The organism is Pseudomonas wayambapalatensis, from assembly GCF_049942315.1.
In the GTDB taxonomy this organism is placed as follows: domain Bacteria; phylum Pseudomonadota; class Gammaproteobacteria; order Pseudomonadales; family Pseudomonadaceae; genus Aquipseudomonas; species Aquipseudomonas wayambapalatensis.
The window spans coordinates 1-15816 of the sequence record NZ_JBNFMU010000188.1 but is presented as its reverse complement, the minus strand read 5'-3'; the positions used below and the strand labels follow the sequence as shown (position 1 = coordinate 15816).

14 protein-coding genes and 1 pseudogene are annotated in these 15816 nt (G+C 64.5%); 14 read left to right on the top strand and 1 reads right to left on the bottom strand.

Going from position 1 to position 15816, the window contains the following annotated elements; translation table 11 throughout:
• The 11 genes and pseudogenes from ACPZMI_RS14985 to ACPZMI_RS14935 all read left to right on the top strand — a co-directional run.
• A pseudogene (locus tag ACPZMI_RS14985) lies at positions 1 to 697 on the top strand (dihydroxy-acid dehydratase domain-containing protein); the annotation flags it as partial.
• Positions 694 to 1653 (top strand): glucokinase, encoded by a 960-nt coding sequence (locus tag ACPZMI_RS14980; protein ID WP_186667953.1) that lies wholly within the window; start codon positions 694 to 696, stop codon positions 1651 to 1653. The pseudogene ACPZMI_RS14985 and the gene ACPZMI_RS14980, both read left to right, overlap by 4 nt.
• 168 nt (positions 1654 to 1821) lie before the next feature.
• Positions 1822 to 2520: a response regulator gene (locus ACPZMI_RS14975; RefSeq protein ID WP_189665263.1), complete on the top strand. Its 699-nt coding sequence runs from the start codon at positions 1822 to 1824 to the stop codon at positions 2518 to 2520.
• A complete protein-coding gene (locus ACPZMI_RS14970; RefSeq protein ID WP_426352558.1) occupies positions 2501 to 3967 on the top strand; it encodes an ATP-binding protein in 1467 nt (488 codons plus the stop codon). Before ACPZMI_RS14975 ends, ACPZMI_RS14970 begins: the two co-directional genes overlap by 20 nt.
• 240 nt (positions 3968 to 4207) lie before the next feature.
• Entirely contained in the window at positions 4208 to 5461 is a 1254-nt protein-coding gene (locus ACPZMI_RS14965; RefSeq protein ID WP_426352557.1) for a D-mannose isomerase, read from the top strand.
• A gap of 107 nt (positions 5462 to 5568) precedes the next feature.
• Positions 5569 to 6855, top strand: coding sequence for an ABC transporter substrate-binding protein (locus ACPZMI_RS14960; RefSeq protein WP_186667961.1), 1287 nt, complete (start codon positions 5569 to 5571; stop codon positions 6853 to 6855).
• A gap of 138 nt (positions 6856 to 6993) precedes the next feature.
• Positions 6994 to 7905, top strand: coding sequence for a carbohydrate ABC transporter permease (locus ACPZMI_RS14955; protein ID WP_426352556.1), 912 nt, complete (start codon positions 6994 to 6996; stop codon positions 7903 to 7905).
• Entirely contained in the window at positions 7895 to 8740 is an 846-nt protein-coding gene (locus tag ACPZMI_RS14950; RefSeq protein ID WP_186667963.1) for a carbohydrate ABC transporter permease, read from the top strand. Before ACPZMI_RS14955 ends, ACPZMI_RS14950 begins: the two co-directional genes overlap by 11 nt.
• Positions 8741 to 8743: 3 nt before the next feature.
• Complete coding sequence (locus ACPZMI_RS14945) at positions 8744 to 9898, top strand: ABC transporter ATP-binding protein (RefSeq protein WP_426352555.1); 1155 nt, start codon at positions 8744 to 8746, stop codon at positions 9896 to 9898.
• Between the two features lie 40 nt (positions 9899 to 9938).
• Positions 9939 to 11282, top strand: a complete 1344-nt coding sequence (locus ACPZMI_RS14940; protein WP_186667967.1) for a carbohydrate porin — start codon at positions 9939 to 9941, stop codon at positions 11280 to 11282.
• A 117-nt stretch (positions 11283 to 11399) separates the two neighbouring features.
• Positions 11400 to 12254, top strand: a complete 855-nt coding sequence (locus ACPZMI_RS14935) for a D-hexose-6-phosphate mutarotase (protein WP_186667969.1) — start codon at positions 11400 to 11402, stop codon at positions 12252 to 12254.
• Between the two features lies 1 nt (position 12255).
• Here the strand turns inward: ACPZMI_RS14935 and hexR are convergent, their stop codons facing one another.
• Positions 12256 to 13110: a DNA-binding transcriptional regulator HexR gene (gene hexR / locus ACPZMI_RS14930; protein ID WP_200604055.1), complete on the bottom strand. Its 855-nt coding sequence runs from the start codon at positions 13108 to 13110 to the stop codon at positions 12256 to 12258.
• A 210-nt stretch (positions 13111 to 13320) separates the two neighbouring features.
• Between hexR and zwf the strand changes: the two genes are divergently transcribed.
• From zwf to ACPZMI_RS14915, 3 genes are all read left to right on the top strand, one after another.
• Positions 13321 to 14790 carry a glucose-6-phosphate dehydrogenase gene (zwf, locus tag ACPZMI_RS14925; protein ID WP_186667971.1) on the top strand — a complete coding sequence of 490 codons (1470 nt, stop codon included), beginning with the start codon at positions 13321 to 13323 and terminating at the stop codon, positions 14788 to 14790.
• Positions 14777 to 15490 carry a 6-phosphogluconolactonase gene (pgl, locus tag ACPZMI_RS14920; RefSeq protein ID WP_426352554.1) on the top strand — a complete coding sequence of 238 codons (714 nt, stop codon included), beginning with the start codon at positions 14777 to 14779 and terminating at the stop codon, positions 15488 to 15490. Before zwf ends, pgl begins: the two co-directional genes overlap by 14 nt.
• 17 nt (positions 15491 to 15507) lie before the next feature.
• Positions 15508 to 15816 (top strand): beta/alpha barrel domain-containing protein (locus ACPZMI_RS14915; RefSeq protein WP_483407401.1); only part of this gene is annotated, 309 nt, incomplete at its 3' end.

Sequence of the window (15816 nt, the reverse complement as noted above, 5' to 3'; positions counted from 1 at the left end):
TCTGCGCCGCTACACCCAGGAACCGTTCCTCGACGGCGGCAAGCTGGTGTGGCGCGAAGGGCCGCAGCACAGCCTGGACGAAAGCATCCTGCGCCCGGTCGCCCGGCCATTCTCGGCCGAGGGCGGGTTGCGGGTGATGGAAGGCAACCTGGGGCGCGGGGTGATGAAAGTCTCCGCCGTGGCGCCGGAACACCAGGTGGTCGAGGCTCCGGCGCGAGTGTTCCACGACCAGCAGTCGCTGGCCGATGCCTTCAAGGCCGGCGAGCTGGAGCGCGATTTCGTCGCCGTGGTGCGTTTCCAGGGTCCGCGTTGCAATGGCATGCCCGAGCTGCACAAGCTGACGCCGTTCCTCGGCGTGCTGCAGGACCGCGGCTACAAGGTCGCGCTGGTTACCGACGGGCGCATGTCTGGTGCGTCGGGCAAGATCCCGGCGGCGATCCACGTGTGCCCCGAAGCGTATGACGGCGGGCCGCTGGCACGGGTGCGCGATGGTGATATCGTGCGCGTCGACGGTGTCGAAGGCACGCTGCAACTGATGGTGTCGGCCGAGGAGCTGGCCGGGCGCGATCAGCCTGATGCGCCCCTGGGTAATGACCTGGGGTGCGGGCGCGAGCTGTTCGGCTTCATGCGCGTCGCGTTCAGCCCGGCAGAGCAGGGCGCCAGCGCCTTTACCTCTGCCCTGGAGCGTTTCAAATGAAGGCCTCGCTGGTCGGTGACATCGGCGGTACCAACGCCCGCTTTGCCCTGTGGCGTGACAATGACCTGCACGCGGTGCAGGTGCTGGCGACAGCGGACTATTCCAGCCCCGAGCAGGCCATCGAGGCCTACCTCAAGGACCAGGGCCTCAAGCGTGGCGATGTCTCGGACGTGTGCCTGTCGGTAGCCGGCCCTGTCGATGGCGACGAGTTTCGCTTCACCAACAATCACTGGCGCCTGAGCCGCTCGGCCTTCTGCAAGGTGCTGCAGGTCGAGCGCCTGTCGCTGATCAACGACTTTTCCGCCATGGCCCTGGGCATGACCCGCCTCAAGCCTGGCGAGTTCGTAGAGGTGTGCCCCGGGCAGGCGGACGCCGCGCGCCCGGCGCTGGTCATCGGCGCGGGTACCGGCCTTGGCGTCGGCACCTTGCTGAGCCTTGGCGAGCAGCACTGGATGGCGCTACCGGGCGAAGGCGGGCATGTCGACCTGCCGGTGGGCAATGCCCGTGAGGCGGCGATCCACCAGCAGATCCACAGGCAGATTGGCCATGTCAGCGCCGAGACCGTGCTCAGTGGTGGTGGGCTGGTGCGGCTGTACCAGGCCATCTGTGCACTGGATGGCGACACACCCCGTCACAAGACCCCGGCGCAGATCACCGATGCCGCGCTGGGCGGCGAGCCGCAGGCCCTGGCGGTGATCGAACAGTTCTCACGTTTTCTCGGGCGTGTCGCGGGTAACAATGTGCTGACCCTGGGGGCGCGTGGCGGGGTCTATATTGTTGGCGGCGTGGTGCCGCGCTTCGCCGAGCTGTTCCTGCGCAGCGGGTTCGCGGCAAGCTTTGCCGACAAGGGCTGCATGAGCGGCTACTTCCCCGGTGTGCCGGTATGGTTGGTGACGGCGGAGTTTTCCGGGTTGCTCGGGGCCGGGGTGGCCTTGCAGCAGAGGCTGGACCACTGACGGTCGGTTGTGGTGCCATTCGCGGGCAAGCCCGCTCCCACAAAAAACTGTAGGAGCGGGCTTGCCCGCGAAGGGCATCGACGCCGATAGAATGTCGCCACAACAGGCATCAAGACCTGTACCGACCCAAGGGAATTCATTGTGAGCACTGCCGGTAAAACCATCCTGATGGTCGATGACGATCAGGACATTCGCGAGCTGCTGCAGACCTACCTCAGCCGCTCCGGCTTCCAGGTCCATGCCGAACCCGACGGCCAGGGCTTTCGCCGCGCGCTGGATGCCGGCAACTACGACCTGGTGATCCTCGACGTGATGCTGCCCGACGAGGACGGCTTCAGCCTGTGCCGTTGGGTGCGTCAGCATCCGCGTCAGTCGCGGGTGCCGATCATCATGCTCACCGCCAGCTCCGATGAAGCCGACCGTGTCATCGGCCTGGAGCTGGGCGCCGACGACTACCTGGGCAAGCCATTCAGCCCGCGCGAGCTGCAGGCGCGAATCAAGGCCCTGCTGCGTCGCTGTGACTTCACCACGGCCACCCCCGCCAGCGCGGTGCTCACCTTCGATGACTGGCGCCTGGATACGGTCAGCCATCGCCTGTTCCACCGCGATGGTGAAGAAGTGATTCTCTCCGGTGCCGACTTCGCCCTGCTCAAGCTGTTTCTCGACCATCCCCAGCAGATCCTCGACCGCGACACCATTGGCAATGCCACCCGCGGGCGTGAACCGATGCCGCTGGACCGCATCGTCGACATGGCGGTCAGCCGCCTGCGCCAGCGCCTGCGCGACACCGACAAGCCACCGCGGCTGATCCGCACCGTGCGCGGCAGCGGCTACCTGCTTGCAGCGAATGTCAGCTGTGCCGGCTGAGCAGGCCAGCGAGCGCCGCTTGCGCCTGTTGCCGCGCTCGCTGCTCGGGCGCATGTTGCTGCTCACCTTGCTGGTGGTGCTGATCGCCCAGGGGCTGTCGAGCGTGATCTGGGTCGCCCAACTGCGCGCCAGCCAGCTGCAGGGGCTGCGCGCCAGCGCCAGCAGCCTTGCGCACTCGATGAGCGCCAGCGTCAGCTACTTCCGTTCCCTGCCGGTGGCCTACCGGCCGATGGTGCTCGACCAGTTGCGCAGCATGGGCGGTACGCGCTTTTTCGTCTCGCTCAACGAAAAGCCGCTGGGCATGCCGGTGCTGCCCATCACCCCGCGCAAGCAGGCGGTGATCGAGGTGTTCCAGCAGGTGCTGCACGAACGCCTGGGCCAGCAGATGGAAATCTCCGTCGAGTTCGTCAGCCCCGACGACCTGCGCATCTTCAACAGCGGCCTGAAGCTCGACGAGCTGCCGCGCTCCTGGGCCCACTACGCGCTGACCCTCGAACCGCTCAATCCGCCGGTGCTGGTCACCCAGATCCGCCTGGACGAAGGCGAGTGGCTGTACATCGCCTCGCTGCTGCCCGAGCCCTATACCGGCCTTGAACCCGAGCGCCTGCCGCGCCAGCAGATCGGCTTCATCGCCCTGACCACCCTGTTGCTGCTGTTGTTCATCGGCCTGCTGGTGCACTGGCAGAGCTGGCCGCTCAAGCGCCTGGCGCGGGCGGCGCGGGAGATGTCACTGGGGGCGGACGTGCCGCCGGTGGCTGAAGGTGGCGGCAGCGAAGTGGTCGAGGTGGGGCGCGCGTTCAATGCCATGCGTGAGCGCATCAGCCGCTACCTGACCGAACGCTCGCAGCTGTTCAGCGCCATCTCCCACGACCTGCGCACGCCGATCACCCGACTGCGCCTGCGCGTGGAACTGCTTGAAGACGAGCACCTGCAGGCCAAGTTCAGCCGCGATCTCGACGAGCTGGAGCTGCTGGTCAAGGGCGCGCTGCAATGCGTGAAAGATACCGACATCCACGAAAACATCGAACCGATCGACCTCAACCAGGTACTGGAGATTCTTGCCGAACCCTACCTGGGCGATGGGCGCATCACCTTGGAGGGCCGCGCGCTGGCGCCGTACCCTGGCAAGTCGCTGGCGCTGCGCCGCTGCATCGGCAACCTGATCGACAACGCCATCAAGTACGGCGAGCGTGCGCACCTGCGCATCATCGACAGCACCGAGGCCTTCGTGCTGCAGGTCGACGACCAGGGGCCGGGGGTGCCGGAGCAGCGCCTGGAGCAGGTGTTCGAGCCGCATTTCCGCCTGGCGGGGCAGCAGCAGGGGTATGGGCTGGGGCTGGGGATCGCGCGTAACATCGCCCACAGCCATGGCGGGGAGGTGAGTTTGTTGAACCTGCGTGAGGGTGGGTTGCGGGTGACCTTGTTCCTGCCCCGGAATATCGATTGATTGGGCCAGCCCTATCGCGGGACAAGCCCGCTCCCACAGGTACTCCACTGGTTTCGAAATCAGCGGGGTACCTGTGGGAGTGGCGGTTCGCCGCTGCGACTTGTCCCGCGATGAGGCCACTGCAAGTGTCACGGGATGGTGACATTCAGGCAGGCCTTCGTGACATGCCCGCCGGGACGGCTGGCTAGAATTCGCTGACGACAGGCACCCGGCCTGTCCCTGGCAAGGATTGAGCAGGTGATGGACAGCGTTGATTTCCCTTTCTGCAGTTGGCTCGACTCCCCGGTTCACAACGCCTGGCTGGTCGCCGAGGGCCAGCGCCTGGTGACCTTCGCCAAGGCCTCGCGCCTGCCAGACGGCTTCGGCAGCCTCGATGCCCAGGGCCTGCTGCCCGACAGGGCGATCGCCGAAACCCTGCACACTGCGCGCATGACCCACTGCTTCGCCATGGCGCATGTGCAGGGCATTCCTGGTTGCCTGCCGCTGGTGGAGCACGGCGTCGCAGCACTGCTCGCAGGGCCTTTGCGCGATGCGCGGGATGATGGCTGGTTCGCCCGCGCCGACGGTGAGGGCGACACCGGCAAGACCGCCTACCTGCATGCCTTCGTCGCCTTGGCCGCCAGTTCTGCGACAGTCGCCGGTGCACCAGGCGCCGAGCAGTTGCTCGGCGCGGCCATCGCGATCATCGAGACGCGCTTCTGGAGCGAGGAGGAGGGCGCCCTGCGCGAGTCCTTCGCCCGTGACTGGACGCAGCCGGAAGCCTACCGTGGCGCCAACAGCAACATGCACGCCACCGAGGCTTTCCTCGCCCTGGCCGATGTCACTGGCCACACGCACTGGCTGGACCGTGCCCTGCGTATCGTCGAACGGATCATCCACACCTATGCCGCTGGCAATGACTTCGCTGTCATCGAGCATTTCGACGTGCACTGGCAGGCGCTGCCCGAGTACAACCACGACAACCCCACCGACGGCTTTCGCCCCTACGGCACCACGCCCGGTCATGCCTTCGAGTGGGCACGCTTGGTCCTGCACCTGGAGGCCGCGCGCCAGCGTGCCAGCCTGCCCGCCCCGCAGTGGTTGCTGAGCGACGCGCGCGGGCTGTTCGCCAATGCCTGTCGTCACGCCTGGCACGCTGATGGCGCGCCGGGCATCGTCTACACCCTCGACTGGCAGAACCGGCCAGTGGTCCGGGCGCGCCTGCACTGGACCCACGCCGAAGCCTGTGCGACGGCTGCAGCGTTGTTGCGTCGTACCGGGGAAGGTGAATACGAGCAGTGGTACCGGCGCTTCTGGGACTTCATCGACAGCCATTTCATCGATCGCGTCCACGGCAGCTGGCACCATGAGCTGGACCCGCAGAACCGCCCTGGCGCAAGCATCTGGGGCGGCAAGCCCGATCTCTACCACGCCTACCAGGCGGTGCTCCTGCCGCGCCTGCCGTTGGCACCAAGCCTGGCCACTGCGCTGGCCCTGGGCAATGTAACCAAGTGATGACATTCGCGCATCGCTTCGTTACCTGCCCTGGTCTGCGCGCTCATTAGACTTCATGCAACGCAAGCGAACGACTTGCACCGCATAACAACAAGAAAGGTATACCGATGAATTCCACTCTGCGCCTCGCCGCCGCTATTTCCCTCGCCTCGCTCATGCCCCTCAGCGCCTTCGCCGCCGAATCCAAAGGTAGCGTCGAGGTAGTGCACTGGTGGACCTCCGGTGGCGAGAAAGCTGCCGTTGATGTCCTCAAGGCCCAGGTCGAGAAAGACGGCTTCACCTGGAAGGACGGCGCTGTTGCCGGTGGCGGTGGTTCCACCGCGATGACCGTGCTCAAGAGCCGCGCCGTCGCCGGCAACCCGCCCGGCGTTGCCCAGATCAAGGGCCCGGACATCCAGGACTGGGCGGCCACCGGCCTGCTCGACAGCGATGTGCTCAAGGACGTCGCCAAGCAGGAGAAGTGGGACAGCCTGCTCGACAAGAAGGTCGCCGACACCGTCAAGTACGAAGGTGACTACGTCGCCGTGCCGGTGAACATCCACCGCATCAACTGGCTGTGGATCAACCCTGAGGTGTTCAAGAAGGCCGGCATCGACAAGGCGCCGACCACCCTCGACGAATTCTATGCCGCAGCCGACAAGCTCAAGGCCGCAGGCTTCATTCCCCTGGCCCACGGTGGCCAGCCATGGCAGGACAGCACCGTGTTCGAGAACGTGGTGCTGGCGGTGATGGGGGTGGAGGGCTACAAGAAGGCCCTGGTCGACCTCGACGAAAAAGCCCTGACCGGCCCGGAGATGGTCAAGGCCCTGACCGAGCTGAAGAAGGTCGCCACCTACATGGACCCTGACGGCAAGGGCCAGGACTGGAACCTCGAGGCCGCGAAGGTCATCAACGGCAAGGCCGGCATGCAGATCATGGGCGACTGGGCCAAGAGCGAGTGGACCCTGGCCAAGAAGACCGCCGGCAAGGACTACCAGTGCGTACCCTTCCCCGGCACTGACAAAGGCTTCCTGTACAACATCGACTCGCTGGCGGTGTTCAAGCAGAAGAACGAAGGCACCACTGCAGGCCAGCAGGACATCGCCAAGCGTGTGCTGGGTGAAGACTTCCAGAAGACCTTCAGCATCAACAAGGGCTCGATCCCGGTGCGCAACGACATGCTGGCCGACATGAGCAAGTATGGCTTCGACAGTTGCGCCCAGACCGCTGCCAAGGACTTCCTGGCGGACGCCAAGTCGGGTGGCCTGCAGCCGAGCATGGCGCACAACATGGCGACCACGCTTGCCGTGCAGGGGGCGTTCTTCGATGTGGTGACCAACTACATCAACGACCCGAAGGCCGATCCGGCCGATGCGGCGAAGAAGCTCAACGCAGCGGTCAAGGCCGCCCAATAACGGCCCAATCGCGGGACAAGCCCGCTCCCACAGGTTTGGCGCCATGCGCTGAACCTGTGGGTGGGCCAGATCTTTGTGGGAGCGGGCTTGTCCCGCGATGCGGTGCGCAGCACCGCCCTCGTTCCGGTATCTGAAATCATGACTACGACCACCGCCCAACTGCGGGCCTCACCCATGGACGCGCTCCAGCGCTGGTTACCGAAACTGGTACTGGCGCCGAGCATGTTCATCGTGCTGGTGGGCTTCTACGGCTACATCCTGTGGACCTTCGTCCTGTCGTTCACCACCTCGACCTTCCTGCCCACCTACAAGTGGGCGGGCCTGGCCCAGTACGCGCGGCTGTTCGACAACGACCGCTGGTGGGTGGCGAGCAAGAACCTGCTGGTCTTCGGCGGAATGTTCATCGGCATCACCTTGGTGATCGGCGTGCTGCTGGCGGTGTTCCTCGACCAGCGTATCCGCCGCGAAGGGGTGATCCGCACCATCTACCTGTACCCCATGGCACTGTCGATGATCGTGACCGGCACCGCCTGGAAGTGGCTGCTCAACCCGGGCATGGGCCTGGACAAGCTGCTGCGCGACTGGGGCTGGGAGGGCTTTCGCCTGGACTGGCTGATCGATCCGGACCGGGTCGTCTACTGCCTGGTGATCGCCGCGGTATGGCAGGCCTCGGGCTTCATCATGGCGATGTTCCTTGCCGGGCTGCGCGGTGTCGACCAGTCGATCATCCGTGCTGCGCAGATCGACGGTGCAAGCATGCCGCGCATCTACTGGACCGTGGTGCTGCCGAGCCTGCGCCCGGTGTTCTTCAGCTCGCTGATGATCCTCTCGCACATCGCCATCAAGAGCTTCGACCTGGTGGCCGCGATGACCGCCGGTGGTCCTGGCTATTCCTCGGACCTGCCCGCGATGTTCATGTACTCGTTCACCTTCAGCCGCGGGCAGATGGGCATGGGTTCTGCCAGCGCGATCCTGATGCTCGGCGCGATCCTCGCGATCCTCGTGCCCTACCTGTATTCCGAGCTGAGGACCAAGCGCAATGACCACTAATCTCGACAAGCCGGCCCTCAGCCTGGGTCGCATCGCCATCCACGCCGTGCTGCTGCTGGCGGTGCTGCTCTACCTGGTGCCGCTGGTGGTGATGCTGCTGACCAGCTTCAAGACCCCGGAAGACATCAGCACCGGCAACCTCTTGAGCTGGCCGGAGCTGTTCACCGCGATTGGCTGGGTCAAGGCCTGGGGCACGGTCAGTGGGTATTTCTGGAACTCGATCCTGATCACCGTTCCGGCGGTGCTGATCTCCACGGCCATCGGCGCCCTGAACGGCTACGTGCTGTCGATGTGGCGCTTCCGTGGCTCGCAACTGTTCTTCGGTCTGCTGCTGTTCGGCTGCTTCCTGCCATTCCAGACCGTGCTGCTGCCAGCCTCGTTCACCCTCGGCAAGCTGGGCCTGGCCAGCACCACCTCGGGGCTGGTGCTGGTGCACGTGGTCTATGGCCTGGCCTTCACCACGCTGTTCTTCCGCAACTACTACGTCAGCATTCCCGAGGCGCTGGTCAAGGCTGCACGCCTGGATGGTGCCGGGTTCTTCACCATCTTCCGCCGCATCATCCTGCCGATGTCGACGCCGATCATCATGGTCTGCCTGATCTGGCAGTTCACCCAGATCTGGAACGACTTCCTGTTCGGCGTGGTGTTCTCCAGCGGCGATTCGCAACCGATCACCGTGGCCCTGAACAACCTGGTCAACACCAGCACCGGTGCCAAGGAATACAACGTCGACATGGCCGCGGCAATGATCGCCGCACTGCCAACCCTGCTGGTCTATGTGGTCGCAGGCAAGTATTTCGTGCGTGGGCTGACCGCCGGCGCAGTCAAGGGGTAAGTCATGGCAACGCTCGAACTTCGCAATGTAAACAAGACCTACGGCACCGGCTTGCCGGACACCCTCAAGGATATCCAGCTGGCGATCAAGGACGGCGAGTTCCTGATCCTGGTCGGCCCTTCCGGCTGCGGCAAGTCCACCTTGATGAACTGCATCGCCGGCCTTGAGAACATCACCGGCGGGGCGATCCTGATCGATGACCAGGACGTTTCCGGCATGAGCCCGAAGGATCGTGACATCGCCATGGTGTTCCAGTCCTATGCGCTGTACCCGACCATGAGCGTGCGCGAGAACATCGAGTTCGGCCTGAAGATCCGCAAGATGCCGCAGTCGGCAATCGACGAGGAAGTCGCGCGGGTGGCCAAGCTGCTGCAGATCGAGCACCTGCTCAATCGCAAGCCGGGCCAGCTCTCCGGTGGCCAGCAGCAGCGCGTGGCCATGGGCCGGGCCCTGGCGCGCAGGCCGAAGATCTACCTGTTCGACGAGCCGTTGTCGAACCTCGACGCCAAGCTGCGGGTCGAGATGCGCACCGAAATGAAACTGATGCACCAGCGCCTGAAAACCACCACGGTGTACGTGACCCACGACCAGATCGAGGCCATGACCCTGGGGGACAAGGTCGCGGTGATGAAGGACGGCATCATCCAGCAGTTCGGTACGCCCCAGCAGATCTACAACGATCCGGCCAACCTGTTCGTCGCCAGCTTCATCGGCTCGCCACCCATGAACTTCATCCCCGTGCGCATCAGCAAGCAGGACGGGCGCCTGTTCGCCCTGCTCGACAGCGGCCAGGCCCGCTGCGAAATGCCCCTGGGCGCGGCCAGCGAAGCGCTGGACGGCCGTGAGGTGATCCTCGGCGTACGCCCCGAGCAGATCGCACTCGGTAGCGCCGAAGGCAACGGCTTGCCGGCGGTGCGCGCAGAAGTGCAGGTCCTGGAGCCCACCGGCCCCGACCTGCTGGTGTTCGTCACCCTCAACCAGACCAAGGTCTGCTGCCGGTTGGCGCCGGATGTCGCCTGCAATGTCGGTGACAGCCTGAACCTGCAGTTCGATCCGGCGCGGGTCCTGCTGTTCGACGCGAGCAGCGGCGAGCGCCTGGACCTGCCGGCAGCGGACGCGCCAGTCAAGGACAACGTGACACGTATCAAGGGACGTTGAAGCAGCAAACCATCGATAACAAGAAAAGAGGAAACAAGGGATGGACCATCGCAAGCGTATCAAGGCACTAGGCTCGCTGACCCTGCTCGCCCTCGTGGGCAGCAATGGCGCGCATGCTGCCGAGGCTTTCTCCAGCGAGTCGAAATGGATGACTGGCGACTGGGGTGGGGCTCGCACCGAGCTGTTGGAAAAAGGCTACGACTTCACTCTCGACTACGTGGGTGAAGTGGCCGGTAACCTGCACGGTGGCTACAACAACGACAAGACCGCGCGCTACAGCGATCAGTTCGCCCTCGGCGCGCACCTGGACCTGCAGAAGATCCTTGGCTGGCACGATGCGGAGTTCAAGCTGGCGATCACCGAGCGTAGCGGACGCAACCTGTCCAATGACCGCATCAGCGACCCGCGCGCCGGGCAGTTCAGCTCGGTGCAGGAAGTCTGGGGCCGTGGCCAGACCTGGCGCCTGACGCAGATGTGGGTCAAACAGAAGTACTTCGACGGCGCGCTGGACGTGAAGGTCGGCCGCTTCGGTGAAGGCGAGGACTTCAACAGCTTCCCTTGCGACTTCCAGAACCTGGCGTTCTGCGGTTCGCAGGTGGGTAACTGGGTGGGTGGCATCTGGTACAACTGGCCGGTCAGCCAGTGGGCGCTGCGGGTGAAGTACAACATCACGCCGGAGTTCTTCGTCCAGGTCGGTGCCTACGAGCAGAACCCGTCCAACCTCGAGACCGGCAACGGCTTCAAGCTCAGTGGCAGCGGGACCAAGGGCGCGATCCTGCCGGTCGAAATGGTCTGGTCGCCGAAGGTCAACGGCCTGCCGGGCGAATACCGCCTGGGCTACTACTACAGCACCGCCAAGGCCGACGACGTCTACGACGACATCAACGGCAACCCGCAGGCGTTGACTGGCCAAGCCTTCAAGTCGCACTCGAGCAAGCATGGCTGGTGGGTCGTGGCCCAGCAGCAGGTCACCGCGCACAACGGCGATGCCAACCGCGGCCTGAGCCTGTTCGCCAACTTCACCGTGCACGACAAGGCCACCAACGTGGTGGACAACTACCAGCAGGTGGGGATGGTCTACAAGGGCGCGTTCGATGCACGGCCCAAGGATGATATCGGCTTCGGCATCGCGCGCATCCACGTCAACGACGACGTGAAGAAGCGCGCCGAACTGCTCAACGCCCAGAGCGGTATCGACGACTACGACAATCCGGGCTTCGTGCCACTGCAGCGCACCGAGTACAACGCCGAGCTGTACTACGGCTTCCACGTCACCAACTGGCTGACCGTGCGCCCGAACCTGCAGTACATCAAGAGCCCGGGCGGTGTGGACGATGTCGACAACGCGTTGGTCGCAGGCTTGAAGATTCAGTCGTCATTCTAAGAAAAATTGTTGTAAATTTACGCCATCCACCCCCACACCCCGAGATCCACTGTTCTGCAGTGGATCTCGGGCTTGGGTAAAGACAGCGCTATCTCAAACAACAAGAGCTTTCTGAACATGTCTGAACATCCGCTCCATCGCTTTTTCACTTCGCAACGGCCACGGCCGGTTTTCGAGTGGGAGCGTCACCAGCAGCGCGATGTCCTGATCATCGATCACCCATGCTGCCAGGCGGTGTTCAGCCGCCAGGGCGCACAATTGCTGCACTTTCAGCCGACCGGCGAGAAACCCTGGCTGTGGTGCGCCGAACAATGGCCACAGGTCGGTGCGATCCGTGGCGGCGTGCCGGTGTGCTGGCCCTGGTATGGCCGTCATCCCAGCGAGGACCTGTGGCCGGCTCATGGCTGGGGGCGCTTGCTGGACTGGAAGCTGCTCGACAGCCGCGAAGACGAGGAGGGCGTCACGCTCAAGTGGCGTCTGGACCTGTGCGACTGGCAGGTCGACTTGCACGCCCGGCTGGGCTCGAGCATGGAACTGCGCCTGTGCACCGAGCACCAGGACAGCGAACCCTGCCAGCTGAGCCACGCATTGCTGGCGTTCTGGCGCATCAGCGATGTGTCGCAGATCGCTTTGTCGGGGCTGGAGGATATCGACGGCTACGACCGCCTCAACCGACAGGCATGCCGTGAAGATGGCGTGCTCACGCTCAAAGGGGGTTGCCAGAAGGTCTACCCGGGCACGCCGAAGGTGCAGTTGCATGACTCGGCCTGGGCGCGCGAACTGTGCATCGACACCAGCGACAGCGACGACACGGTGGTCTGGCACCCTGGCAATCGCCCATTGATGGGGGTGAGCGGGCGCGAGAGCCAGGGGTTCGTCTGCGTCGAGGCTGCCAGTGGCAGCGGCGAAGGCCTGAGCCTGGCGCCTGGGCAGCGCGCGCAGTTGCGGCTGCAGGCGCATCGGCTCAGTTGAGTCAGCTGTCTTCGGCGGGGTAGCGGCTGGCGTTGAGGCTTTCCTTGATCTTGCGCAGGTGTGGCTGGAAATCCGAGCCGCGGCGCAGGGTCATGCCGGTGGCCAGCACATCGAGCACCGTCAACTGGATGATCCGCGAGGTCATCGGCATGTAGATGTCGGTGTCCTCCGGCAGCGGCAGGTGCAGGCTCATGCTGCAGGCCTTGGCCAGGGGCGAACCGGCGGCAGTGATACCCAGCACCGAGGCGCCGTTTTCCCTGGCCTGTTTCGCCACTTCGACCAGTTCGCGGGTGCGCCCGGTGTAGGAAATGATCACGAACAGATCGCCGGTGTGCGCGACCGATGCCAGCATGCGCTGCATCAGCACGTCGGGGTGTGCCGACACCGCCAGGTTGAAGCGGAAGAACTTGTGCTGGGCGTCCATGGCCACCGGCGCCGAGGCGCCCAGGCCGAAGAAATGGATCTGCCGGGCCTGGATCATCATGTCCACGGCGCGGCTGACCTGCTGCGGGTCGATCTGCTGGCAGGCGCTGTCGAGCGATGCGATGGCGCTGGCGAAGATCTTCTGGGTGTAGGCGGCAGGATCGTCGTCGGCTTCCACCGCGCGGCTTACGTAGGCCGCGCCGCTGGCCAGGCTCTGCGCCAGTTGCAGCTTGAGCTCGGGGTAGCCGCTGACACCGAACGAGCGGCAGAAGCGGTTGACGGTCGGTTCGCTGACCTTGGCCGCCTGGGCCAGGGCGGCAATGCTGAAACGGGTGGCCTGCTGCGGGTTGAGGAGGATGACTTCGGCGACTTTGCGTTCGGCCTTGTTCAGCTCGTCGAGGCGTCCCTGGATCTGTTCCAGGAGGTTTCGCACACGGTCCATGGGATGTCCTTGGGTCGGAAAGACGGCCGGCTGAGGGAACAGTCGGCTTTTTGCACGGTTGTCTATCGTACTGATGGTGGGATTGTCATACCACTTGTCTGTAATCGCTGTACGAGATGTTGTTATTTTTACTACATCGCGCTTGAAAATTGTCATCGAAAACGGTATTTCTAGGCCAACTTTAATAAAAGAACCAACATCATGGTTGCTATCAGTGTAGAACCTTGCACATTCGCCCTCTTTGGCGCCCTTGGCGACCTGGCGTTGCGCAAGCTGTTTCCTGCCCTCTACGAGCTGGACCGCGCCGGCCTGCTGCATTCCGACACCCGGCTGCTGGCCCTGGCCCGCGAAGCTGGCACCCCCGAGCAGCACCTGGCGAACATCGAAGCCCAGTTGCGCCGCTTCGTGCCGGCTGCCGATATCGAACCCCAGGCCCTGCAACGGTTTCTCGACCGCCTGAGCTACCTGCACCTGGACTTTGTCCAGCCCGAAGGCTACCAGGCCCTGGCCGAGCAGGCCGGTGAAGGACAGCCACTGATCGCCTATTTCGCCACTGCGGCGGCGGTCTACGGGGCCATCTGCGAAAACCTCGACAAGGCCGGCCTGGCATCGCGCACCCGCGTCGTGCTGGAAAAACCCATCGGGCACGACCTGGAGTCGTCGCGTCGGGTCAATGACGCCGTGGCGCGCTTCTTCCCCGAAAGCCGGGTCTATCGCATCGACCACTACCTGGGCAAGGAAACGGTACAGAACCTGATCGCCTTGCGCTTTGCCAACAGCCTGTTCGAAACCCAGTGGAACCAGAACTCCATCTCCCACGTGGAGATCACCGTTGCCGAGAAAGTCGGCATCGAAGGGCGCTGGGGCTACTTCGACAAGGCCGGCCAACTGCGCGACATGATCCAGAACCACCTGCTGCAGCTGCTGTGCCTGATCGCCATGGACCCGCCCAGCGATCTGTCGGCCGACAGCATCCGCGACGAGAAGGTCAAGGTGCTCAAGGCGCTGGCGCCGATCACCGGCGAGGGGCTGAGCACCCGTGTGGTACGCGGCCAGTACATCGCCGGCTACAGCGACGGCACTCCGGTGCCGGGCTACCTGGAAGAAGAGAACGCCAACGCCCAGAGCGACACCGAAACCTTCGTCGCCCTGCGCGCCGACATCCGCAACTGGCGTTGGTCGGGCGTGCCGTTCTATCTGCGTACCGGCAAGCGCATGCCGCAGAAGCTGTCGCAGATCGTCATCCACTTCAAGGAAACGCCGCACTATATCTTCGCCCCGGAGCAGCGTTTGCAGATCGGCAACAAGCTGATCATCCGTCTGCAGCCCGACGAAGGTATCTCGCTGCGGGTGATGACCAAGGAGCAGGGGCTGGACAAGGGCATGCAACTGCGCAGCGGCCCACTGCAACTGAATTTTTCCGACACCTGGCGCAGCGCGCGGATTCCGGATGCCTACGAGCGTTTGCTGCTCGAAGTGATGCGCGGCAACCAGAACCTGTTCGTGCGCAAGGACGAGATCGAGTACGCCTGGACCTGGTGCGACCAGTTGATCGCCGGCTGGAAGAACGCCGGTGACGCGCCCAAGCCTTATGCGGCCGGGTCCTGGGGGCCGATGAGCTCGATTGCACTGATTACACGCGATGGGAGAGCCTGGTATGGCGATATCTGAACTGCAACTGCCGGCGACCGCGAAGGTTCACGCGCTGACAGACGCCAAGCGCCTGGCCGCGACGCTGGCCGGCGATGTGGCCGAGCGCCTGCGCGCCGCCATCGCCAGCAAGGGTCAGGCCTGTGTGGTGCTGTCTGGCGGGCGTAGCCCGGTCCCGTTTCTCGAGCAACTGGCCCTGGAAAAACTCGACTGGTCGAAGGTGACCGTGTCGCTGGCCGACGAGCGCTGGGTGCCGGTCGAGCATGCCGACAGCAATGCCGGGCTGCTGGCCCGGCACCTGCTCAAGGGCGAGGCGGCCAAGGCGCGGTTCATGGGCCTGTACCAGCGCGCCGACAACCTCGACGCCGCGGCGCAACAGGCCGACCAGGTGCTTGCCGACCTGCCGCCGATCGACGTGCTGGTGTTGGGCATGGGCGACGACGGCCATACCGCATCGCTGTTCCCGGACAGCCCGAACCTGGTCGAGGGCCTCGATCCAGAGAGCGCGCGCCGCTGCCTGCCATTGCTGGCACCGAGCGTGCCGCACCAACGCCTGTCGATGACCCGCGCGCTGCTGTCGAGCGCTGCTTTCGTCGCACTGTCCGTGCAGGGGGCAGGCAAACTCGCTACCCTGCGCGCCGCTCTGGCTGGCGACGACCTCACGCAAATGCCCATTCGCGCCTTTCTTCACGACCCCCTGGACATCTACTGGTGCCCATGAGCCAAGGATCCACTGTCATGACCACGCTTGAACGCCCACAACCTCTGCTCTCGATGGCCGAGAAAGCCGCCCGGATCGATGAGATCTGCGGCAAGGCGCGCATCCTGCCGGTGATCACCATCGCCCGCGAGGAAGACATCCTACCGTTGGCCGATGCCCTGGCAGCCGGTGGCATCCGTACCCTGGAGGTGACCCTGCGTTCGCAGCACGGTCTCAAGGCCATCCAGGTGCTGCGTGAGCAGCGTCCTGAACTGTGCATCGGTGCCGGCACCGTGCTCGATCCTGCGATGTTCGCGGCCGTGGAAGCGGCGGGGGCGCAGTTCGTG